Here is a 23,123-nt window from a genome sequence, read left to right as displayed (position 1 = left end):
TTATCAGTTGCCGGTTCCTATCAGCCACCCATCCCTAACAGCCGCCAGGCGAGAGGTAGCAACACGGCAGTGAAAATGCCGGTAAGGCTCATTCCCAGCGAGGCAAATGCGCCAGCCGTGGGGCTGAGTTCAAACGCTCTAACGGTACCAATTGCATGACCGTTAAGCCCAAGCGCAAAACCGATCAGGCGTTCGTCATCAATATGTAAAAAGCGCGCGGCGAGACTGACACAGGGAATCGTGATGACGCCAGTGATCAACAGCGCCCCTAACAGTAGCGCTACCGTTCCGCCAAGTTGCTCGGTTATGCCAATCGCAATCGGCGCAGTAACGGATTTGGCCGCAATGGAGGCGAGTATCGTGTTCGAACTACCCAGTAACCAGGCAATTGCCAGCGAATAGAAAGCCGCTAGCGCCGCGGCGATGGGCAAACAAATCGCCAAAGGCCGCCATAGTTCGACGATACGCGGTAACTGTTGGTAAAGCGGCATGCCTAGCGCCACCGTGGCTGGCCCCAGCAGCACCGTTAACCAAGTGGCACCTTGCTGGTAGGTAGCGTAAGGCAGCCCTATCAGGGCTAATGCCCCTGCCAACAGCAGCGCCGCGATCAAAATGGCGGGCAGCCAAGAGGGACGTTTTAGGCGCTGAAATAGCCCGTTACCAATTAGATAAGCGGTAAGCGTTAACCCCACCGCAAACAATGGCGTGGTGGTTAACAGGGCGAGCAGCGATGAATCATCGGACATGTGACTGTCCGATGAGGCGTTTAAGCAGCCAAAGCGTAGTAAACACGCTGAGTAATGTGCCTAGTACTAGCGCGATAAGAATAGCGCTCCATTGCCCGGCCAGCTCGCCGATAATAAAAAACACCCCCACTACGCCGGGCATTATCAGCATAGCGAGCAGGGCAATTAGCGGCTGGGCGGCAGCAGCAATGCTGCCAGGAACGCGACCACGGATAGCGAGAGTAACGCATAGCAGCAACATGCCGATAACGCCTGACGAGATCGGTAAAGCAGTGACATGAATCACCACTTCACCGATCAGCCAGTAGCTAATCAACCATAGAAAGCCACTGAGTGCGGGCATGGCTTAGCCGAGTAGTTCGTTGGCTTGCTTGACCACATTTTCGACGGTAAAGCCGAAGTGCTTGAACAGGTCGCCCGCCGGGGCGGATTCGCCGTAAGTGGTCATGCCGATCACGCGGCCGTCCAGACCTACATACTTGTACCAGTAGTCGGCGTGAGCTGCTTCGATCGCGATACGCTTGGTGACTGCTTTAGGCAGCACGCTCTCACGGTACTCAGCGTCTTGACCGTTAAAGCGGTAAGCCGAGGGCATGGAAACTACGCGTACGGCTTTGCCTTGCTGCTCAAGCTCGGCAGCGGCGTCCATCGCCAACGACACTTCTGAACCGGTGGCAATCAGTATCAACTCCGGCGTTCCTTCGCTGTCCTTGAGAACGTACGCACCGTTTTGGATCGCTGCCAACTGCGCTTTCGTGCGCTGCTGGTGGGGCAGGTTCTGGCGGGACAGCACCAGCGCCGTGGGGCCTGAGTGGCGCTTGATGGCGGCATCCCAAGAGGCGGCGGTTTCCACTGCATCACAAGGGCGCCAAGTATTGAGGTTCGGCGTGGTACGCAGGTTGGTAAGTTGCTCAATCGGTTGGTGGGTCGGGCCATCTTCACCCAGGCCAATGGAGTCGTGGGTAAAGACGTAAATCACCTGCTGGCCCATCAGCGACGCCATGCGGATCGAGTTACGCATGTACTCCATAAAGATCAGGAAGGTCGCGCCGTAAGGTACCAGACCGCCGTGCAGAGCGATCCCGTTCATGACGGCTCCCATGCCAAACTCACGGACACCGTAGTGCAGGTAGTTACCGCTGGCGTCTTCTGGAGTGATCGCCTTGGCGCCTTTCCAGAAGGTCAGGTTGGAGGGCGCCAAATCGGCACTGCCACCCAGCAGTTCCGGCATTTGCGGGCCAATCGTATTCAACACTTCAAAGGAAGCTTTGCGAGACGCGATGGTCTCTCCGCGTTCTTGGGCCTGCTCGATCAGTGCTTCAGTGGCAAGTTCGGTGGGCAGCTGGCGCTTCATTCGGCGCTTAAACTCCCGCGCTTCGCTGGGGAAGGCCTCGGCATAGCGAGCAAAGCGCTCATCCCACGCCTGCTGGGCTGCTTTTCCAGCGGCACGGGCATCCCAGGCGGAGTAGATGGGCTCAGGGATATGGAACGGAGCGTGGGGCCAATCAAGCTGGATGCGGGCCAGGGCGACTTCGTCATCACCCAATGCCGCACCGTGGGCTTCCTCTTTGCCCTGCTTGTTGGGCGCGCCAAAACCGATGATGGTTTTGCAAATAATCAGGCTCGGCTTATCGTCGTGGCTCTTGGCCAGCTCAATAGCGGCTTTTACTTCTTCGGGCTTGTGACCATCGACATTCGGTACCACGTGCCAGCCGTAAGCTTCAAAACGCTTGGCGGTATCGTCGGTAAACCAGCCTTCGACTTCGCCATCAATGGAGATGCCGTTGTCGTCATAAAGCGCGATCAATTTACCCAACTGCTGGGTACCCGCTAGTGAGGCCGCTTCGTGGGAGATGCCTTCCATCAAGCAGCCGTCACCCAGGAAACACCAGGTGTGGTGATCAACAATGCTGTGGCCAGGGCGATTGAACTGCGCCGCCAGGGTTTTTTCTGCAATCGCAAAGCCTACCGCATTGGCAAAGCCCTGGCCGAGCGGGCCGGTGGTGGTCTCAATGCCCGGCGCGTAGCCGAATTCCGGGTGGCCCGCGGTGGGCGAGTGCAGCTGGCGGAAATTCTGCAGTTGTTCCAGGCTTAGCTCATAGCCGCTTAGGTGCAGTAGAGAGTAAAGCAGCATGGAGCCGTGACCATTGGAAAGCACGAACCGATCACGATCGGCCCACTTGGGGTCTTCGGGATTGTGCTTGAGGTAGTCATTCCATAGCACCTCGGCAATATCCGCCATGCCCATGGGCGCACCAGGGTGGCCGGACTTGGCCTTCTGAACGGCATCCATGGAAAGCGCGCGAATGGCATTGGCTAGCTCAAAACGGGATGGCATGGGGGTGCTCCTCGCCTGGAAACAGAAATTATAAAGCCGCTATTGTCGCTGACTTCCCATGTTGCGGCAAATATGATGGCAAATTCTGGTAAGCGCGTTCTGGGAAGCATCGCCGACAGCGTGTAGACTCTGCCCCCCGAAGTGGTGGAGAAAGTGGTGCTGCCGCTTCTCTTACGGGCAGGAGTTACCTGCCATGATTTCCTGCTGATGCTGTGGATTAGAGACAGCCGTCATACAGAGGGTCGAGTGCGCGATGAGCGAATATTCCCTGTTTACCTCCGAGTCCGTCTCCGAAGGTCATCCCGATAAGATTGCCGATCAGATCTCTGACGCGGTGTTAGATGCCATCATCGCCCGTGATAAACAGGCGCGTGTTGCCTGTGAAACCATGGTAAAAACCGGGGTGGCGATCATTGCCGGCGAAATTACCACCTCCGCCTGGGTTGATTTAGAAACTCTCGTGCGCGATGTGATTATCAGCATCGGCTATAACTCGTCTGATGTCGGCTTTGATGGCGCGACTTGTGGCGTGGTTAACCTGATCGGTAAGCAGAGTGTCGATATTGCCCAAGGCGTCGACCGTACCAAGCCGGAAGATCAGGGCGCAGGCGATCAGGGCTTAATGTTTGGCTACGCGACCAACGAAACTGATTCGTTTATGCCCGCGCCGATCCACTACTCGCACCGTTTAGTCGAGCGTCAGGCCGAACTGCGTAAAAATGGCCTACTGCCGTGGCTGCGCCCGGATGCCAAGAGCCAGGTCACCTTCCGCTATAATGCCGAAGGCCAGCCTTGCGGTGTCGATGCCATCGTGCTTTCCACGCAACACGATCCTGACATCGATCAGGAAGATCTGCGTAAAATGATCAAGCGCGAGGTCATTGAGCAAGTGATCCCCGCTGAATGGTTGGATGAGCACACCCAGTACCACATTAACCCGACCGGCAAGTTCGTCATTGGCGGCCCGGTAGGCGATTGTGGCCTAACGGGGCGTAAGATCATCGTCGATACTTACGGCGGCATGGCACGTCACGGTGGTGGTGCATTTTCAGGCAAAGACCCCTCTAAAGTTGACCGCAGCGCCGCCTACGCGGGTCGCTATGTGGCTAAAAATATTGTTGCGTCGGGCCTGGCAGACAAGTGTGAGATTCAGGTCTCTTACGCCATTGGTGTGGCCGAACCCACTTCCGTGTCGATCGATACCTTTGGTACCGGCAAAATTGACGATAAACAGATCGTTGCGCTGGTTCGCGAGCATTTCGATCTGCGCCCTTACGCAATCACCAAAATGCTCGACCTGCTCCACCCGATGTATCAGCTCACTGCCGCTTACGGCCACTTTGGTCGCGCGCCGTTCGAGCACAGCTACACTTGGAGCGATGATAAAGGCGAGGAACATACCGAAACCTTTACCGCCTTTCCGTGGGAAAAAATTGATAAAGCCGATGCGCTGCGCAAGGCGGCCAATTTGTAAGACATTCGCTACTGCGTTTGTAAGCAATGTATGAAATCGCCCCTTTGGCTCCGGCCGGGGGCTTTTTTTATGCGCTGCTTCGAAGCCCTGCGTTAGGCTAAGTCTATTTGCTAACGATTCGTGTGAAGAGGAGGGGCAAGATGGCAAGTGGTCTCGTTGCGTGGGTATTCGCTAGCCTTATCGGGCTTGTCACGTTTTCCGCACAGGCTGCCGAGTGCCCTGATTGGTCGAAGGAGCGCTTGACTCGCGAAAGCCAAGCACTGGCCGAGCAGGTTCAACGCTGGGACACAGCCTACCATGACGAGGGCGTCACGCTGATCAATGACGCCCTCTACGACCAAGCCGTAGAGCGCCTAGCCACTTGGCAACGTTGCTTAGGTAATTCACCAGCCCATCGCCCGCTTTCGCGAGTTACCCGAAGCAGCGGTACTCTCGATCATCCGGCGGCGCAGCGTGGGCTTACTAAAGCCGATGACGACGGAGTCAGGCGCTTTACCAGCCGCCGCGAAGACCTATGGATTCAACCCAAGGTAGACGGCGTGGCGATTACGCTGCGCTATGTCGATGGCGAATTGGTCGAAGCCGTTAGCCGTGGCGATGGCGAGCGGGGCCAAAACTGGACGAGTCGGGCGCGCCAGTTACCCGCTGTTCCCAGTACGCTGCCTGAGCCTATTTCTGCGGTGCTCCAAGGCGAATTGTACTGGCGGCTAACCCAGCACGTGCAGTCACGGTCACCCGCATCGGGTGCCCGGGGCGCCGTGGCGGGAGCAATGGCGCAGTCCTCACCTACCGTGGCCACCCTTGAGCGTATTGGCCTGTTTGTTTGGGATTGGCCCGACGGGCCTACTGGTATGGACGAGCGTTTAGCGCGTCTTACCGCGCTGGGCTTTGATACTGCCAGCTATACCCAGCCGCTAGATGACCGACGTGATGCCACTTACTGGCGCGATAGCTGGTTCAACGGCCCGCTGCCGTTTGCCACCGACGGCGTGGTCATCAAACAAGCCGAGCGCCCTGGCGTACGGAGCTGGTCATCGTCACCGCCGGAGTGGGCCATTGCCTGGAAATACCCCGCTCAGCAGGCGCTAGCGGAAGTACGCGGCATTGAATTTCGCGTAGGGCGTACCGGCCGTGTGACGCCGCTGGTGTGGCTTAACCCGGTACAGCTGGAGGGGCGTCGCATCAGCCGTGTTTCGTTAGGCTCGCTGGAGCGCTGGGAAGCACTGGATGTTCGACCTGGCGATCAAGTGGCGATCTTCTTGGGCGGGTTAACGATTCCCCAGTTAAGCGAGGTGGTGTGGCATACCCAGGAGCGCTCGCCGTTGACTCCGCCTTCACCCCAGCGCTTTAACCTGCTGAGCTGCTTTGAATTAACCCTTGGCTGCGATGCCCAGTTGCTGGCGCGGCTCACCCATCTTGGCGAGCAGCTTGGCATGCAGGGTATTGGTGAAGGTACCTGGCAAGCGCTGATGGACGCGGGCGTAGTCACTCATTTACTGGACTGGTTGGAGGTTGAACCACGTCAGCTAAAGCTGGCGTATGGCATTGGTGAGGTCACTGCCGCTGCGCTCATTGAGCAGTTTCAGGTTGCCCGTAGCAGGCCGTTTTCGGCATGGCTGAGTGCACTGGGGGCGCCGCCGGGTAGCGAGTCAGTTCGTGGGGATTGGGATGAGTTAGCAGGCTACCAGCGCGAAGAGTGGCAAGCCGTTCCTGGCGTCGGTCGGGTTCGTGCTGATGCGCTGGTAGCGTTTTTCAGCCACCCCGACGTGCAGCGCATGGCTCGGCAGTTGCAGCAGGCGGGGGTTGCAGGGTTTTAGCTAACTCACTCACTAACCAAGCCCGGTGAGACGCAGCATCAAACCGAGATAAAGCGGAATCAGCAGCGGCGCGAGCAGTGTGGTGACCAGCACGGCTAACGCGCCTTTTTGTGGCTGAATACCCAGCTCCATGGCCACCACCACTACGTTGGAAGCCATGGGTACCACGCCTATCAACAGCAGTGCCAAGGCCAGTTCCGTGGAAAGAGGTGCCACCCACTGTAGTATTAAAGCAGCTCCCAACATGACGAGCGGCCAGAGCAGATAGCGAAGGCCCAGACAGGTGGCTACAAAGCGTGAGTCCCAGGCGGCAAGCGTTACTTGGCTGAGCGTCATGCCAATGATCATCATGCCCAGTAGCGTATACGTAGCGGGGAAGACTTGTAGCGAACTCATTACCGCGGTGGGGATGGTTACTTCCAAAGCGCTAAGCATTAAGGCTAATAAAAAGGCGTAAATAAGCGGTAGACGTGAAATTTTGATCAAGCTCTCACGCACTGAAAAGCGCCCGCGCGCGCTAAGGTAAAAGCCTACGGTAAATTCGTAGATATTGATCCCCAGCATGCAGAACAGGTAAAGAGTGACGCCCTCGGGGGGCAGCAAGATTAGCGCGATCGGCAACCCGAAATAGCCGGTGTTGCCCGTCCCTGAGGAGAACGCCAGCAGGGCGGCTTCATGTTCACCAAAACGGTGGCGCGTAATGCGTTGTACCACCAGCGCCATGAGGCTCGCCAAAATGAACAGCGCTAATGTCAGCAGCAAATAGTCAGGTGTCGGGCCACCGTTCATCAATGCACGGAAAATGGTAAAGGGGGCAATCAGGTAAACCAATAGCGTGGCAATCGGGCGAGGATCCAGTTTAAGCCGTTGGGCGGCGAGCCAGCCTAACGCCACATAGCTCAGTAACATCAGTAGTGGCCCAACCAGGGCCGCAGGTGCAATATCCATTTACCCTCCCGTAAAATATGTGGTGACTGACGAACATGAGCCGAATTAAAGGCCGAGCGTGAAATCTTTCATTAGCCCCAGCGCAATGGAACAGCGAGAATACCCCAAATATCATCACTATTGATCTAAAAAGGAAATCCCATGAGCAGCCACGAGCATCCGTTAGGCATCAGCTTTGAGTTCTTCCCGCCCAATACCGATGCTGGGCGCGACAAGCTGATCCACGTTCGTGATGAGCTGGCCGCCCGCAAACCGCGTTTTTTCTCGGTGACATACGGCGCCGGTGGGTCGACTCAGGCGCGTACCCGCGAGGTAGTGCGTGCGGTCGGCGAGAGTGGCATCACCACCGCGCCGCACCTTTCTTGTATTGGAAGTGAAAAAGCTCAGCTGCGCGACCTGCTGGCGCAGTACCGGGAAGAGGGCGTGGATAGCCTGGTAGCGCTGCGTGGTGACATGCCCTCCGGTATGGGAAGCATTGGTGAGCTACGTTATGCCAACGAATTGGTTGAGTTTATTCGCACGGAAACCGGTGACCATTTCGATATCGCCGTAGCCGCTTATCCTGAATCTCATCCACAGGCGCCTAATCTTGATAAGGATGTGGAAAACTTCGCGCGTAAAATGAAGGCGGGGGCCAACATGGCCATCACCCAGTACTTCTTCACCGCCGATGCCTATTTCAACTTCGTTGATAAAGCCCGCGCGCTCGGCGTTGAGCAGCCGATTATCCCCGGCATTATGCCGATTACCAACTACACCAAGCTGGCGCGTTTCTCTGACGCCTGTGGTGCCGAGATCCCGCGCTGGATTCGCAAGCAGTTGGAATCGTATGGTGATGACAGCGAAGCGATTGCCGCTTTTGGCACCGATGTGGTGAGCCGTCTTTGCCAACGGTTGCTGGATGGTGGTGCGCCAGGCCTGCACTTTTATACCCTTAACCAAGCCGCACCGGTGCTGAAGGTCGTCGACAACCTGACTGACTAAGCCCCTTTATTACTGGTTGGCGCTTAACTAAAAACCCCGCTCAACAACGTTGAGCGGGGTTTTTTTACGCTTCGTATTTAGCGGCTTAAACCACTCAGCCAGCTTGCGCTGTTTTATTACCACCGCCGTGTAGCTTGCGCTGCATAACGAATAGCACGATACCAATCGCGAGGCCGAGGACGTCGGTATAGATACCGCCGTAGATCATAAACATCGCCCCCACCAGCATGACAACGCGCTGCCAAGCATTAACCGGTCCAAAGAACCACGCTTGTACCATGCCCGACAGCAGAACAATCCCCAGCGTTGCAGTCACCCCAACACGCAAGATCTGCATCGGCGAGCCTTCCATCAGCATGGCCGGGCTGTAGAAGAACATAAACGGCACAATGAACGCGGCCAAGCCAATCTTGAACGACGCCACTGACGTGCCCATGGGGTTGTCGCCAGAAATGCCGGCGGCTGCATAAGAGGCCAAGGCAACGGGCGGGGTGATCGCCGACACGACGGCAAAATAGAACACGAAGAAGTGCGCGATCAGTGGCTCAATACCGATATTGATTAGGCCTGGCGCAACGACGGACGCGGCCACCGCATAGGCGGCGGTGGTCGGCATGCCCATCCCCAACAAAATGCTGATCAACATGGCAAACACAAGCGCTAGCAGTTGGCTGACACCGGCTAAACCAAGCAGCAGCGATGAGAAGCGTGCACCGACACCCGTCAGTGAAATCACCCCGACGATTAAGCCCGCACAGGCGCACACGGCGATAATCTGAATCGACATGGTGCCCGCAATCTGCAGGGCTTTAAGGATTGCACGAAGGCCCATTTTATTGGGCGAAATCCAGCTCACAACGGCGGCTGAAGCGGTTGCCAGGGTGCCCGCTCGGATAACCGAGTAGCCCATGAACAGCGCGACAATCAGGATAATAATGGGCGCAAACAGGTAAACCTGTTTCACCAGCTTCGAGAACAGCGGGATCTCATCCTTGCGCATGCCACGCATGCCTTTACGGGCGGCTTCAAAGTCGACCATAAAGTAGATAGAGGCAAAATAGAGGATGGCAGGAATGATCGCCGCAATGGCAATTTCGGTATACGGAATACCGGTCACTTCAGCCATGATGAACGCGCCAGCACCCATGATTGGCGGCATGATCTGCCCACCGGTTGAAGCGGCGGCTTCGATGGCACCCGCACTACGCGCGGGATAACCGACTTTCTTCATCAAAGGAATGGTCAGGGAGCCGGTAGAAACCACGTTACCCGCCGATGTGCCGTTGATCATGCCCATCAGGCCAGAGGCGAAAATAGCCACTTTAGCGGGGCCACCGCGAGCACGACCCGCTGCGGCAAAGGCAAAGTTAACGAAGTAGTCGCCGACTTTCGAAGCTTGAAGAAATGCGGCAAAAATGATGAACAGAATAATATAGGTCGATGACACTGCCGTGGTGGGCCCGAGGATACCGGCATCGGTGTACACCTGGCTGAAGAAACGCTGCAGTGACAGGCCCGGATAGCCCAAAAAGCCCGGTAAATAAGGACCGGCGAAAACGTAGGTCAAAAAGACTGCGGAAATCACCACTAACGCTAAACCAGCTACTCGGCGAGTAAGTTCTAGAATCAGCAGAGAACCTGCGATGGCCGCCCAGGAAATACCTGACGGCGCAAACGACGTACCCGTCGACATACGGATATTGGTGTTATAAGCCACTAGCAAATAGCCTGCGCTCGCCATCGCGCAAACCATCAGCACCAAATCGGCAGGGTTGAAGCGGTGCCGAGCTTGACGGTAAAACCATGACAGCACAATCGCACCCGCCGTGGTCGCCATGAGCGGATAGCCGTAGTGCCAGTTTTCGACACTTGGGTCGATGCGCATGGCACTACCGCTGAGCGTTTGGTACATCACGAAAACTTGCGCCAAGGTATAGGCAGCGGGGATCAGTAGCGCATAGCTAACCCACTTAATCCAGGCGCCTGACGCCTGATGATCGTCCTCGGCAAAGCGGGCACCGGCAAATAGCCCGTAACCCAGAATAAGCGCACCGGCAATGTGTACGATACGAAACGACCAGGTTTCCATCGGATACACGTTGAGTGAAATCAGATGGAAACTTGAGTAAGCGATCGCTAATGCCGCAAATAGCAAGAATTGCCAGCCCGTAAACAGGCGGCGATTGGGTTCAACAACGTCGTCATCGACACCATCAGCAATAGACTCTGGTATCGCAGAAGCCGCGTGGGCATCATCCTTGAGGCCAGTGGGTTCTTGGTCGGTTTTGTGACTCATTAGAGTTCACCCTCACAGCAAAAGCAGACAAAGGGGGGGGAGCAGCGAAAGCTGCCCCGCCCGGCGAAACCGGAAACGGGGCAGTTAGAACGGTTTAAGGTTGCTTAGTTGATCATGTCATCAGCAATTTCATAGCCGTTCTCTTCATACCAGCGAGCAGCACCGGGGTGGAACGGCAGCACGGTGTTGTGCTTGATGTTTTCTGGAATGGTGGTTTCAGCACTACGGTGCACAGAGCGCATACGGTCGTTGTTTTCCATGGTGGCTTTGGTGACTTCATAAACGAAGTCTTCCGGCAGATCACAGCCAGCGATAGCGAAGTTCCACATGGAGACAGCGCGAGCATCTTCTTCAAGCGTTGTATAAGTGTTCGCCGGGATCATGAATTCAGCGACTGGGTAGTTTTCCAGTACCGTAGCTAACTCTTCTTCATTAAATTCGATGATGTTGACGTCAGTTTGTACTTCCAACTGACTAACTGCCGGGATCGGAATGCCCGCAGCGAAGGCAACAACGTCAAGTAGGCCATCCTGCAACTGACCGCCCAGGTCTGACCAGCCGCCGTTACGGCGCTCGAAGTCAACGCCCAAGGTTTCTAAAATGGCCGGGAAGTAAGTGTCAGACGTTGAGGCAGCCGGACCAAAACCGATACGTGCGCCATCCGGAATATCGGAGATTGACTCAATGCCGCTGTCAGCAAGCGCGGTAATGGAGAACGGCGTTTCGTACATGGGGAACATGGCGCATACATTGTCCATCTTCATACCAGGCGCCAGTGGGCTTTCGCCTTTAATGGCATCAGAAGCGGGACCCATGGTGGTTAAGCCAAATGCCATGTCGCCCGTGTGCACGAGTGCCAGGTTTTGAGTAGGGCCACCGGTGACTTCACCGCCACCCGATACACCCAGCTCATCAGCAATAAAGTTTGCCCAGCCTGAACCGTAAACGAAGTAAGTGCCGCCTTGGCTTGCGGTACCTACAGTGAAGTTGTCAGGCCAACCGGAACGGTCTGCTTGAGCTTGAGCACTGCTGGCAGCCGCCACAAGCAGGGCGCTGCTGGCGAGAAGAGTGAACGTTTTAGGCATTTGATTGCGCATGGCGAAAGTTCCTAGCTGTTATTGGGGTTATAGTCTGATGATTCCGAGTAATAGCGCTCATCGAACGGCATTAATCAGGCTATGCAGCAGTTATAACAGCGATAGTTGTGCCAGCTTATATTTATTTCTTTAAAATCAAATGCTTATAATTTTTTTATTCAACTTTGGTGGAAAGGGCTTTTCGCTATTGTGTCCGGTTGTTCGCACGGCAACGGCTTTTAAGTGTGCGGATAACCGCACACTTGCTGCGCTCTTCTGATACGACCAGTGCGAGAGGAGGGAATTAGCGGGAAGACTTGCCTGGATCCATAATGCGTACGGGTTGCACATCCTGCTGTTTCTGATCATCACGAACCTGGTTGACCCTAGTGGTCATCTCAGTAAGCGCATCTTCTTCGATGGGCAGTTGCTCAAAAAAATCGCAGCTGACGCACTCGCGATAACGGATGCCGTTTTGTTCCCAGGCGCGGATACGATCCATCGCCGCACAGCGCGGGCAGGTAACACCGGCGATAAAGCGTTTAACAGTCGACATTCAAAACTCCAAACGCGTGGCACCCAAGGTGCCACGCATGGGAAAGGGTTTAAAAAATTTAAGCAGCGCGAATGCCGCAGTGGCGCAGCAGCGGTTCGACGCTGGGTTCACGGCCACGAAAGGCAACAAACAGATCCGCCGCGTCTCGGGCACCGCCCTGTTCGAGGATTTCACAACGAAAGCGCTGTCCTGTTTCAGGGTCGAAGATACCGGCCTCTTCAAAGGCGCTCCAGGCATCCGCCGAGAGCACTTCCGCCCATTTATAGCTGTAATAACCGGCAGCGTAGCCCCCGGCAAATACGTGACCAAAGCTATTCTGAAAGCGGTTGTACGTTACTTTCGGCAATACTGATACGGCATCGCGCACTTCATCTAACAAGTTTTGTACGTCGCTGGCGCTGGGAGCGCTCAACTCGTGGTGCAGTCGTAAATCAAAAAGTGAGAACTCGATTTGACGCATCATGCCCATGGCGGATTGGAAATTCTTAGCCGCTTGCAGGCGCTCAAGCAGCTCGGCGGGCAGTGGTTCGCCGCTATCAACGTGTTTGGCGAGCAAGTCTAGCCCTTCGCGCTCCCAGCAGTAGTTTTCCATAAACTGGCTGGGCAGTTCGACGGCATCCCAGGCAACGCCATTAATGCCGGAAATATCGGCAATATCCTGTTTGGTCAGCATATGGTGAAGGCCGTGACCAAACTCATGGAACAGGGTGGTGACTTCATCATGGGTGAGCAGCGCAGGTCGACCGCCTACCGGGGCCGTGAAGTTGCAGGTTAAAAAGGCGACCGGCAATTGCAGGCCCTGCTCTGTTTGACGCCGCACGCGGCAATCAGCCATCCAAGCGCCGCCCCGTTTGCCTTCACGGGCGTATAGATCCAGATAAAAACCGGCAATCGGCTGGCCGTTTTCGGTGATGCGGAAATAGCGTACGTCAGGGTGGTAGCGAGGCGCTTCGGTATCTTCTTCAAAGCGCACGCCATAAAGACGCTCAACCACCTGAAACAAGCCATCGACCACCCGTGGCGCGGGAAAGTAAGGGCGCAGCTGTTCTTGAGAAATAGCATGGCGCGCTTCGCGCAATTTTTCACTGGCGTAGGCAACATCCCACGGTTCTAACGCCTCCAGGCCAAGTTCGTCACGGGCATAAGTACTTAGCTCGGCAAACTCTTCTTGCGCCTGGGGAAGCGCCCGGCGGGCTAAGTCGTTGAGAAAGTCGAGTACCTGCTCGGGGGACTCTGCCATTTTGGTAGTCAGCGAATAATCAGCGTAGGTGTCAAAGCCGAGTAGTTGGGCAATTTCGCTACGTAGCGCCAGTATCTCTTCCATGATCGCGGCATTATCAAACTTACCCGCATCAGGGCCCTGGTCTGAGGCGCGGGTAACGAAGGCGGTATACACTTCGCGACGCAGCTCGCGGTTGTCAGCGTAGCTAACCACCGGGAAAAAACTGGGGAAATCCAGGGTAATACGGTAGCCCGCCACGCCTTTCGCTTCGGCAGTCGCTTTTAATGTTTCAAGGGCGCTTTCGGGTACACCTGCTAAGGCTTCTTGGCTGTCGATATCTTTATGCCATGCTTGAGTGGCATCCAGCACGTTATTCGAGAACTGGTTTGACAGCATGGAGAGCCGCGACTGAATCTCGCCGTAGCGGGCTTTTTTGTCTGCGGGAAGGTCGACACCGGCCAGACGAAAATCGCGCAGCGCATTCTCAACAGTACGCCGCTGTGCGGCATCCAGGGTTTCCCAGGCCGGGCCTTCTTTTAGCGCTTGCCAGCCATGAAACAGCCCTTCGTGTTGTCCAACCCAGGTGCCAAAAGCGGAGAGTTTTTCAAGGCATGCCTGATATGCTTCGCGCAATTCTGGAGAGTTCATGGTGCCGTTAAGGTGCGAGACCGGTGACCATGCTTTAGTCAGCCGGTCATTGACGGCTTCGAGTGGCACCGCAAAATTCTCCCAGCTTGGCGGGGCGGCGGCTGCCTGTTCGGCGAGGCGGTCAATGGCTTCGCGGCTCTCGCTAAGCAGCGTTTCCACAGCGGGCTCCACATGCTCGGCGCGAATCTCAGCAAAGGGGGGTAGCTCGTGCGTTTCAAGCAGCGGGTTGGTGGACATAGGCACCTCAGGTGGCAGCAATTTTAAAACCGTATAGGAAGCGCAAAACGCGCAATAATAATGACACAGTGCGGGCGGTGGGGCTGCGTTTCAATGTTCGCTTCAATAACTATAATAACGATGTTTAATATCCGGGTTTACGCTTAGGGTTTGGCCTGCACGCAAGCGCCTGCTAGTCTTGCCGCCTTTTATTGCCACCAATGGCAGGAGCATGTGATGAGCGAGACGCTGGAGCGCTGGGGGTCGAAACGGGCCTTTATCTTGGCGGTAACAGGTGCTGCGGTGGGGTTAGGCAACATCTGGCGCTTCCCTTATGTGGCAGGGGAGAATGGTGGCGCGGCCTTTTTGCTGATTTACGTGGCGTTCGTGCTGCTGCTGGGGATTCCAGTAATGATGGCCGAGATCCTGATTGGCCGTGCCGGTCGGCGTGGGCCGATGCAGGCGCTGGGGGCCTTGGCGGCCGAGGCGGGGGCTTCCCCGCACTGGCGCTGGCTAGGGTTGTTCGGGGCGCTCACCGTGTTCTGCATTTTATCGTTCTACTCGGTGGTATCCGGCTGGTCGATTGAGTTTCTGGTGGCCTCCGTTAACGGCAACTTTAATGGCGCGAGTGCCGCTGAGATCGGTGCCAGCTTTGAATCTTTTTTAGCCAATCCGGGGCTGCTGATTTTTAATCACTCGCTGTTTCTATTTATGACCATGAGCGTAGTCGCGGCGGGCGTTGCCAAGGGGCTGGAGCGGTTGAACAACCTGCTGATGCCGCTGTTGTATCTGTTGTTGCTGCTACTGGCGGGCTATGCCGCGACGACCGATGGTTTTGGTACGGCGCTGGCGTGGCTGTTCTTACCCTCTTTCGAGGCGCTGACACCATCGGTAGTGGTGCATGCCATGGGCCATGCCTTCTTCACGTTGGCGGTGGGGGCCTGTGCATTAATGGCCTATGGCGCTTATATGCCGGAAGAGCAAAGCTTACCCAAGGCGGCGGTTGCGGTCGCAGTACTCGATATCAGCGTGGCGTTACTGGCGGGGATCGCTATTTTCTCAGTGGTATTCGCTCAGGGTATGGACCCTGCCGACGGCCCGGGCTTGATGTTTGTGACGTTGCCTATCGCCTTTTCTGAGCTGCCATGGGGCTCGGTATGGCTAAGCGTGTTCTTTTTACTGCTGCTGTTGGCCACCTGGACATCGGCGATTAATCTGGCGGAGCCGATGGTCGCCACGCTGCAAGGGCTGGGGCTGCGTCGGAGTATTTCGACGGCGATCGTAGCGCTCAGCGTCTGGTTGATCGGGCTATTATCAGCCTTCTCCTTCTCCTCCCTGGCTGAGTTTCGGCCGCTGTTCGGGCGCAACGTCTTTGAGCTGGTTAGCAGTATACCGCCGGATGTTTTTCTGCCACTGGGTGGCCTGCTAATCGCGATTTTTGCGGCTTGGATCATGCCACGTGAAAGGGTGGTCAGCGCGTTAGGTGTTGGTGAGAGCGGCTACTTAGTGTGGCGTAATATCATCCGCTGGGTGTCGATTCCGCTGACCTTTATTGTTCTATTGGCCGGGTTGCTATAGTGGGTTGGTCAAGTTCTCTACGTTTTCCTTCCAACATTTCAGGAGCGAGTGATGAGCAGTGCGCTAAGAGGCTATCAAGGTATCGAACCCCAATTGGGTGAGCGTGTTTATATTGATCCGGCCAGCGTGGTCATTGGAGATGTGGTGCTGGGTGACGACTGCTCCGTGTGGCCAATGACGGTGATTCGTGGCGATATGCACCGTATTCGTATCGGCGCACGAACGAGCGTGCAGGATGGCAGCGTGCTGCATATTACCCACGCAAGTGACTTCAGCCCCGACGGCTTTCCGCTCACCATTGGGGACGACGTGACGATCGGCCATAAAGCGATTCTGCATGGCTGCACGCTGGGCAGCCGGATACTGGTAGGGATGGGCGCGATTGTGATGGATGGCGCGGTCGTCGAGGACGAGGTCATTATCGCCGCGGGTGCTGTCGTCACGCCGGGTAAACATTTGGAAAGTGGTTATGTGTATGCTGGTAATCCGGCCAAAGCGATGCGGCCGCTGAAAGATAAAGAGCGCGCTTTCTTCCCCTATACCGCCGGTAACTACGTCAAATTAAAAGACCGTTTCTTGGCAGAAGCGTCTCTTTAATCATTTTTCTTAGAAAAGCCTAAGCAGTTGCTCAGCCAACCTTTTTTCTAAATAAGTCATGTCGCGGCCGCAAGAAATCTGTTAATTTATACAGTTTTCTGTTTTGCAGACTCTGGGATGCCGCGTCATGGCTAATTTTCGCACGCATATTACGGTAGCAGCGGCGGGCGGCATGCTAGTAGCTTACGCAGGCTGGAAAGGCCAATGGTGGCCGCCTTCCCAGGCGGTGGTGATGATTGCGTTGGTCACGTTTGGTGGCATTCTGCCCGATATTGATGCCGACCGTTCTCACTCTATCCGTTTGATATTTAACCTACTTTCAGTGCCTGCCTTGGTGCTGGGGGCACTGTTGCTCCAGCCCTGGCTAACGCCTGGTGCGCTGTTGGTTGCCTGTGGTGGGATCTACTTCTGTGTTCGCTATTTGGCGGGCGTACTATTTTCGCGACTGACCGTTCACCGCGGTATTTGGCACTCTCTGCTGGCAGGTGGGCTATGTAGCCTACTGGCCGCCGCGTTTAGTTTTAACTTACTCGGCCAGCCAGCGTGGTTGGCCTGGTCCCACGGGGCTGCCACGTTGGTCGGTTTTTTGATTCATCTGAGTTTGGATGAAATATATAGCGTTGACCTGGAGGGTGCCCGGCTAAAGCGTTCGTTTGGAACGGCGCTGAAGTTAGGTGATAGCCGTCGGCCGATGTCCAATCTGTTGATGCTGATTGCGACGTTTACGCTAATTCCCTGGGTGCCGCCCTGGTCGGTATTGGGTGAATTGCTGCATCAAGGCTCGCTGCTGTGGCGGTAGTCGTCGGCGTTGAGTCCATGCTTTTTAAGTTTGTCGTAAAAGGTTTTGCGCGGAATGCCTAAGTGGCGACACACGTCGGTTACCCGGCCGTGGTAGCGCGCCAATGATTGGCTGATCAGGCTCTTTTCAAACAGCTCTACCTGGCGCGGCAGAGTGAGCTCTTCGGTATCGGCGTTGACCCCTTCCAGCAGCGCGTCCAGGCGGTAATCAAAAGCAGCACCCAGCAGCACATAACGCTCAGCAAGGTTACGCAGCTCACGTACATTGCCGGGCCAGTCGTGGGCCAGCAGGGCGGCAATGGCGGGGCTGTCTAGGGTTGGCGCTTCCAACCCGCTGCGGTTGGCAGCCACCACGGCAAAGTGTTGAAACAGTAAAGGAATATCTTCGCGCCGCTCACGCAGCGCGGGCAGCGGCAGGGTAACCACGTTCAGCCGGTAGTATAGATCTTCGCGAAAATTTCCCTCTTCAGAGGCGGTTTTGAGATCGACTTTGGTGGCCGCAATCACGCGGATATTAAGCGGAACGGTTTCATTGGCGCCTAGCCGCTCGACGCTGCGCTCTTGCAGTACCCGCAGCAGTTTGACCTGCAGCGCCATGGGCATCGATTCAATTTCATCTAAAAATACCGTGCCGCCATTAGCGTGTTCAAACTTGCCGATGCGCCGTTCTACGGCGCCAGTAAAGGCGCCTTTTTCATGACCAAACAGCTCTGACTCAATGGTGTTTTCAGGCACCGCACCGCAGTTAATGGCCATAAACGGACTGTTACGCCGGGCGCTGCGCTCGTGAATGGCACGGGCGACCAGGTCTTTGCCGGTGCCTGTCTCGCCAAACAGCAATACATCGGCTTCCACTTGGCTGATGCGCTGAATCATCGAGGCCAGCCGTGAAATGATCGGTGTGCGCCCTACCAACCGCGGCCCTAATGCGGCCTGTTGCACCTCTAGTTCCGCTTTTAGGCGATGGTTTTCCAAACTGAGCTGGCGCTTTTCAATACCACGACGTACCACATCCAGCAGTTGATCACCGGCAAAGGGCTTCTCGAGAAAATCCCAGGCGCCTGCGCGCATCGCTTCTACCGCGGTAGAAATATCGCCATGGCCGGTGATTAAAATAATCGGCAGGGTGGCATCGCGGCTGTGTAGCTCATGCAGTAACGCCATGCCATCCATCCCCGGCATGCGGATATCACTAACAATCACGCCGGGGAAGTCCGGCGTTAATGCCGCCAGCGCTTGTTCTGCCGATTCAAAGCAGTAGGGCGTGTAGCCCGCAAGTTCGAGGGTTTGGCTGGCGGTGATCCGCAGATGCGGTTCGTCGTCGATCACCATGACCGGCAGCGTCGACGGCTCATGCATAGTGAGTGCGCTCCTGGGGGTGCGTAAATGTTGAGTGGGGCAGGGTAATGGTGAAGCAGGCGCCCCCTTCGGGTTGGTTAGCAGCCTGCAGCTTGCCGCCTAGATCGTCCATGATACGTGAAGAGATTGAAAGCCCCAGACCCAAACCACTCCCTGGCGCCTTGGTGGTAAAAAAGGGTTCAAAAATATGCCCTAAATGCTCCTCGGGAATGCCAGGGCCGTTATCGGTAACGCTGATAACGACCTGCTGCTGGTGGGTATGCGTCCCTAAGATCAGTTGTGGGGTCGGCACGCCTTTCATAGCCTGCAGTGCATTGCCGATTAAGTTAACCAGCACCTGTTCCAGCCGCACCAGGTCGCCTTTTACCCACAGCGTTTCATCGGGCCAATCCTGAATAATGCTGATATTGCCTTCGCGCAGGCGGCTCTGAAACAGGCGTAAGGCGTAGTCGATACAAGCTTGTACCGATATCGTCTCCTGGCGTTCGCTGCTTTTGCGCGAAAACTGCCGCAGCTGGGCGCTGATATCCGCCATGCGTTCGGTCAGCTCGACAATTTGTTCCAGGTTGGCATCCGCCTTGTCGTGGCGGGCTAATGCGATAAAGCGACGGGCGTTTTCTGCGTAGGCGCGAATAGCCGCCAGCGGTTGATTGAGTTCATGGTTGATGCCCGCGGCGAGTTGCCCTAATACCGCCAGTTTGGCGGCTTGAATAAGCTCATCCTGGGTTTGACGCAAGTTGGCTTCAGCGCGGCGACGTTCTTCAATTTCATCGGAAAGGCGCTGATTACTGGCCACCAGGTCACGAGTGCGGCGTTCAACGCTGACTTCCAGTTCGTCACGCACGCGGGCCAAAGTGTTGCGCTCGCGTTGGGCAAATGCTTCCCGCTCACGACGCAGCCTTAGACGCTGCCAGCCAATGCCCACACCAAGCGTTACCACACCATAAAGGCCGCCTGCCATGAGGGCGGCAATCCATTGGGCACTAATCACTGGTGTTAGCGGCTTTAAAATATGCATTTGCCAGCCAAACTCAGGAATATGCCGGGTCAGGCTAAGGTAGTCGCCGTTACTTAGCGGGCCCTGGGAGAAACTGACCAGCTGACTGCCCTGGCGGTAAGGCGCATCGACTTCTATACCCGAAGGCGACAGCGGCTCCATGGCGTAGCGGCGAGTGTCGTGCAGTGTTTGGCGCTGTTCATCGCTGAGCGGGTAAAGTGCGTTCATGCGCAGCTCTGGGTGGCTGGCCATGAAAATGATGTTGTCGCTATCGGTCACAAACAGCTCGGCATCCTGTTCCGCCCAGCTCTCTTCAACGTCATCTAGCAGGACTTTAACCACTAACACCCCGTCTGGCTGTGAATCTGGCGAGGTGTCGTCTAGCCACACGGGCGAAGAAAAGTAGTAGCCCCGCTCAAGAGACTTGATGCCCAAACCAAAAAAACGGCCCTGGCCGCCTGCAATGGCATCGGTGTAGTAGGAACGAAATGCATAGTTCTGGCCGATAAAGGTATTGGGGCGGTGCCAATTGCTGGCGGCGATCGTGTCGCCATCGCGGTTGAGCAGATAGACGTCCGACACGCCTGCTGTGAAGCGGAAACGATCCAGTAGCATATTCAATGGCATTGGGTCTTGGCTGTCGGGAGAGGCCAGAAAGCGCTGCACGCCTTCCCGGGTAGCAAGCATTTGCGGCAGGTAGTCGTAGCGCAGCAAATAGCCGTTCAAGTTGGCGGCAGACAGTCGCAGCTCGTTTTCAGCATCGTCCTGCAAGTTGGAAAGCGCTTGCTCACGCGCTAGGTGAGCAGCCTGCCAAACACATAACAGCAAGCCGAGCGAAATGACCAGTAGCCACAGGCGCCGCCAACGTAGCGGTAAAGGAGCCGGGGCTTGATTGGTCATGGCAGCGCTGTTCATGCCGGTGTCTTGCTATTGCCTTGGGCGCGGCGAAGGGCGCGCTGGGCGCGTGTCTCTGCCCGAGCCATTTCCAACAATCCTTCTTCGACAAACACTAGATGTTCGTGGGCGCGAGTGCGGGCATCTTCTGCGCGCCCTTCTAAAATGGCATTGAGTAGAGCGCGGTGCTGTTGCATTAATTGGCTGCGTGAACCTTCCTTGGCAAACAAGTGGGCGAGATTATTAACAATGCTTTTCTCCAGCAGATGAAAAATGCCGCGAATGGTATGTAGCAGCAAAACATTATGGGCAGCCTCGGCAATCGCAAGGTGGAACGCTGCATCCAGTTTCGCTTCTTGAATAGGGTCGGCACCGGCGAAGCCGCCGTCGAGCTCTTTAAAACGCTGGATCAGAACGGCCTTATCCGCGGGTGTTGAACGCAGTGCAGCGTAATAAGCGGATATCCCTTCCATGGCATCACGGAATTCGAGTAAATCCAGGTTGAACTCGTCGTGGCGGGAAAGCATTTCCAGCAATGGGTCGGTATAACCATTGCTGAGGTCGTCGTTAACAAAAGTGCCGCCGCCTTGGCGGCTGGTCAGTAAACCGCGAGCCGCTAGTTTTTGGATTGCTTCACGTAAAGAAGGGCGCGAGACGCCGAAGCGTTCGGCCAATTCACGCTCAGGAGGCAGACGTTGCCCTGGTTTTAGGCTGCCTTCCAACATCATGGCTTCTAGGCGCTCAGTAATTACATCGGCCAAGCGCTGCTGGCGGAGCGGTGGGTAGCTCATGTTGGTTGGCTCCTTTAATTGGTAAGACCAATATTAAGGGCTTTGAAGCCTTAGCTCAAGAGTCTCTAGGGCAGGGGGTGTTGTCAGGCCCATAAATAGCGGCTTTAAACTAAAGTATAGCGCAGTGGGGTGCTATAAAGCGGCATCATCGTTTGACACGCTTAAGGCGCCTCACTAATGTTGGCGTTACTTTTTTGTCAATTGGTAAAACCAATTCTAACAATTGAGCGTCGATGTAAAACGCATACACTGCATAGGGCTCGCCATGATCATTTCAGCATCCACGGATTACCGACAAGCGGCCAAGCGCCGTATCCCGCCCTTTTTGTTTCATTACGCGGACGGCGGGTCTTATACCGAACATACGCTGCGGCATAATGTCGAGGATCTTGCCGGTATCGCGTTACGTCAGCGCGTGCTGAAGGATATGTCTTCATTGTCACTGGAGACCGAGCTGTTCGGTGAGAACCTTGCCATGCCGATTGCTTTGGCGCCGGTGGGGTTGGCAGGCATGTATGCAAGACGCGGTGAAGTGCAGGCGGCGCGCGCAGCTACTAATAAAGGTATACCGTTTACGCTGTCGACAGTATCGGTGTGTCCAATCGATGAAGTAGCCTCGGCAGTCGATCGGCCTATCTGGTTTCAGCTCTATGTGCTGAAAGACCGTGGCTTTATGAAGCATGCATTGGAGAAAGCTAAGGCCGCTGGCGTCAAAACGCTGGTTTTTACCGTCGATATGCCGGTGCCTGGGGCGCGTTATCGCGATGCGCACTCTGGTATGAGCGGCAAGTATGGGCCAATCCGGCGAATGGCTCAGGCCGCAATGCATCCTTTCTGGGCTTGGGATGTGGGTATTCATGGTCGCCCTCATGATCTAGGTAACGTGTCTGATTATCGCGGTAAGCCAACGGAGCTTGAAGATTATATTGCCTGGCTTGGTGACAACTTCGATCCGGCTATCTCCTGGAAAGACCTGGAGTGGATTCGGGAGTTCTGGGATGGCCCTATGATCATCAAGGGCATACTTGATCCCGAAGACGCTCGTGAGGCGGTTCGCTTTGGCGCGGATGGCATTGTTGTTTCTAATCATGGTGGACGCCAGCTTGATGGGGTACTTTCTACCGCGCGTGCTTTGCCTGCTATCGCCGATGCGGTTAAAGGTGACATAGCGATACTGGCTGATTCTGGTATACGCAGCGGACTTGATGTCGTGCGGATGATTGCTATGGGTGCTGACACGGTATTGCTTGGGCGTGCCTACATCTATGCTCTTGCCACTGCCGGCGAGGCTGGCGTTACCCATTTGCTTGAGTTATTCGAAAAGGAAATGCGGGTAGCAATGACACTCACCGGGGCCCATAGCATCGCCGACCTCGGGTCTGATTCTTTGGTTCCAACTTCGCTCCGCGATGTCTATTAAGCGTCGCTTGCGCCTTACTACTATCAATATTAAAAAAGCTCTTGCCAACGCGTCCGCGAAACCGTAAAGTACGCATCCGCTGCCGGGGACGCCAAGCGTTACCAGCGGTGTATAAGGTGTAAAAGCCTTGGTTTGTCAGGAGGTTAGCGCATTTTTTATCGCTCGCTTCACCCGCTAAACACAGCGGTTGACAACCACCAGGAAATGCGTAGAATACGCCTTCCTCGCTGCGGCAAGCCAAGTCAAAGGCTCGCCAGGTTGCTTTCACAGTAACCACGACAGCGAAACAGCTCTTTAACAATTTGATCAGGTAATTCATGTGGGCGCTTGCTGACGTTGGTGACAAATCACCAAATATCAAGGCAAGC

The 23,123-nt window shown here is 55.7% G+C and carries 18 protein-coding genes; 7 read left to right on the top strand and 11 right to left on the bottom strand.

Going from position 1 to position 23,123, the window contains the following annotated elements:
- Positions 1 to 20 precede the first annotated feature (20 nt).
- From V8L70_RS20240 to tkt, 3 genes are read right to left on the bottom strand one after another with little or no spacing between them, the layout of a single operon-like run.
- A complete protein-coding gene (locus V8L70_RS20240) occupies positions 21 to 746 on the bottom strand; it encodes an LrgB family protein (protein WP_008959649.1) in 726 nt (241 codons plus the stop codon).
- Positions 736 to 1,089, bottom strand: a complete 354-nt coding sequence (locus V8L70_RS20235; RefSeq protein WP_008959648.1) for a CidA/LrgA family protein — start codon at positions 1,087 to 1,089, stop codon at positions 736 to 738. The genes V8L70_RS20240 and V8L70_RS20235 overlap by 11 nt, the downstream gene beginning before the upstream one ends.
- A 3-nt stretch (positions 1,090 to 1,092) precedes the next feature.
- Positions 1,093 to 3,084, bottom strand: a complete 1,992-nt coding sequence (tkt, locus tag V8L70_RS20230) for a transketolase (RefSeq protein ID WP_101146332.1) — start codon at positions 3,082 to 3,084, stop codon at positions 1,093 to 1,095.
- 253 nt (positions 3,085 to 3,337) lie between these two features.
- On the opposite strand from tkt, the gene metK reads away from it, so the two are divergent.
- Together metK and ligB are read left to right on the top strand one after the other, a co-directional pair.
- The gene (gene metK / locus V8L70_RS20225; protein WP_008959646.1) at positions 3,338 to 4,558 is read left to right on the top strand and encodes a methionine adenosyltransferase; all 1,221 of its coding nucleotides are present in this window, start codon (positions 3,338 to 3,340) and stop codon (positions 4,556 to 4,558) included.
- 140 nt (positions 4,559 to 4,698) lie between these two features.
- Positions 4,699 to 6,375: an NAD-dependent DNA ligase LigB gene (gene ligB / locus V8L70_RS20220; protein WP_101146331.1), complete on the top strand. Its 1,677-nt coding sequence runs from the start codon at positions 4,699 to 4,701 to the stop codon at positions 6,373 to 6,375.
- 12 nt (positions 6,376 to 6,387) lie between these two features.
- Here the strand turns inward: ligB and V8L70_RS20215 are convergent, their stop codons facing one another.
- Positions 6,388 to 7,323, bottom strand: coding sequence for an AEC family transporter (locus V8L70_RS20215; RefSeq protein ID WP_101146330.1), 936 nt, complete (start codon positions 7,321 to 7,323; stop codon positions 6,388 to 6,390).
- A gap of 141 nt (positions 7,324 to 7,464) precedes the next feature.
- Here V8L70_RS20215 and metF point away from each other — a divergent pair, with 141 nt between their 5' ends.
- Positions 7,465 to 8,307 (top strand): methylenetetrahydrofolate reductase [NAD(P)H], encoded by an 843-nt coding sequence (gene metF / locus V8L70_RS20210; protein WP_008959643.1) that lies wholly within the window; start codon positions 7,465 to 7,467, stop codon positions 8,305 to 8,307.
- A gap of 94 nt (positions 8,308 to 8,401) precedes the next feature.
- On the opposite strand, the gene V8L70_RS20205 is transcribed toward metF, so the two are convergent.
- The 4 genes from V8L70_RS20205 to prlC form a co-directional block, all read right to left on the bottom strand.
- Entirely contained in the window at positions 8,402 to 10,603 is a 2,202-nt protein-coding gene (locus tag V8L70_RS20205) for a TRAP transporter permease (RefSeq protein WP_035564887.1), read from the bottom strand.
- A gap of 104 nt (positions 10,604 to 10,707) precedes the next feature.
- Positions 10,708 to 11,700, bottom strand: a complete 993-nt coding sequence (locus tag V8L70_RS20200; RefSeq protein ID WP_008959641.1) for a TAXI family TRAP transporter solute-binding subunit — start codon at positions 11,698 to 11,700, stop codon at positions 10,708 to 10,710.
- 283 nt (positions 11,701 to 11,983) lie between these two features.
- Positions 11,984 to 12,235, bottom strand: coding sequence for a YheV family putative zinc ribbon protein (locus V8L70_RS20195; protein ID WP_008959640.1), 252 nt, complete (start codon positions 12,233 to 12,235; stop codon positions 11,984 to 11,986).
- 58 nt (positions 12,236 to 12,293) lie between these two features.
- A complete protein-coding gene (gene prlC, locus V8L70_RS20190) occupies positions 12,294 to 14,342 on the bottom strand; it encodes an oligopeptidase A (protein ID WP_101146329.1) in 2,049 nt (682 codons plus the stop codon).
- A gap of 216 nt (positions 14,343 to 14,558) precedes the next feature.
- Here prlC and V8L70_RS20185 point away from each other — a divergent pair, with 216 nt between their 5' ends.
- The 3 genes from V8L70_RS20185 to V8L70_RS20175 all read left to right on the top strand — a co-directional run bounded on the left by V8L70_RS20185 (position 14,559) and on the right by V8L70_RS20175 (position 17,295).
- Positions 14,559 to 15,899, top strand: a complete 1,341-nt coding sequence (locus V8L70_RS20185; RefSeq protein WP_101146328.1) for a sodium-dependent transporter — start codon at positions 14,559 to 14,561, stop codon at positions 15,897 to 15,899.
- A gap of 51 nt (positions 15,900 to 15,950) precedes the next feature.
- Complete coding sequence (locus tag V8L70_RS20180) at positions 15,951 to 16,496, top strand: gamma carbonic anhydrase family protein (protein ID WP_008959637.1); 546 nt, start codon at positions 15,951 to 15,953, stop codon at positions 16,494 to 16,496.
- A gap of 127 nt (positions 16,497 to 16,623) precedes the next feature.
- Positions 16,624 to 17,295 (top strand): metal-dependent hydrolase, encoded by a 672-nt coding sequence (locus V8L70_RS20175; RefSeq protein ID WP_008959636.1) that lies wholly within the window; start codon positions 16,624 to 16,626, stop codon positions 17,293 to 17,295.
- On the opposite strand, the gene V8L70_RS20170 is transcribed toward V8L70_RS20175, so the two are convergent.
- From V8L70_RS20170 to V8L70_RS20160, 3 genes are read right to left on the bottom strand one after another with little or no spacing between them, the layout of a single operon-like run.
- The gene (locus V8L70_RS20170; protein ID WP_008959635.1) at positions 17,271 to 18,653 is read right to left on the bottom strand and encodes a sigma-54-dependent transcriptional regulator; all 1,383 of its coding nucleotides are present in this window, start codon (positions 18,651 to 18,653) and stop codon (positions 17,271 to 17,273) included. The two genes, V8L70_RS20175 and V8L70_RS20170, sit on opposite strands and share 25 nt — an antisense overlap.
- Entirely contained in the window at positions 18,646 to 20,565 is a 1,920-nt protein-coding gene (locus tag V8L70_RS20165) for a sensor histidine kinase (RefSeq protein ID WP_101146327.1), read from the bottom strand. Before V8L70_RS20165 ends, V8L70_RS20170 begins: the two co-directional genes overlap by 8 nt.
- The gene (locus tag V8L70_RS20160) at positions 20,562 to 21,335 is read right to left on the bottom strand and encodes a GntR family transcriptional regulator (RefSeq protein WP_101146326.1); all 774 of its coding nucleotides are present in this window, start codon (positions 21,333 to 21,335) and stop codon (positions 20,562 to 20,564) included. Before V8L70_RS20160 ends, V8L70_RS20165 begins: the two co-directional genes overlap by 4 nt.
- Positions 21,336 to 21,600: 265 nt before the next feature.
- Here V8L70_RS20160 and lldD point away from each other — a divergent pair, with 265 nt between their 5' ends.
- Positions 21,601 to 22,755: an FMN-dependent L-lactate dehydrogenase LldD gene (gene lldD, locus V8L70_RS20155; RefSeq protein WP_101146325.1), complete on the top strand. Its 1,155-nt coding sequence runs from the start codon at positions 21,601 to 21,603 to the stop codon at positions 22,753 to 22,755.
- Positions 22,756 to 23,123: the final 368 nt, after the last annotated feature.

The sequence above is a fragment of the Vreelandella arctica genome, from assembly GCF_037070215.1.
Taxonomy (GTDB): domain Bacteria; phylum Pseudomonadota; class Gammaproteobacteria; order Pseudomonadales; family Halomonadaceae; genus Vreelandella; species Vreelandella arctica.
Note: the sequence above shows the minus strand (reverse complement) of the source record. Positions and strands in the feature narration are given on the sequence as shown.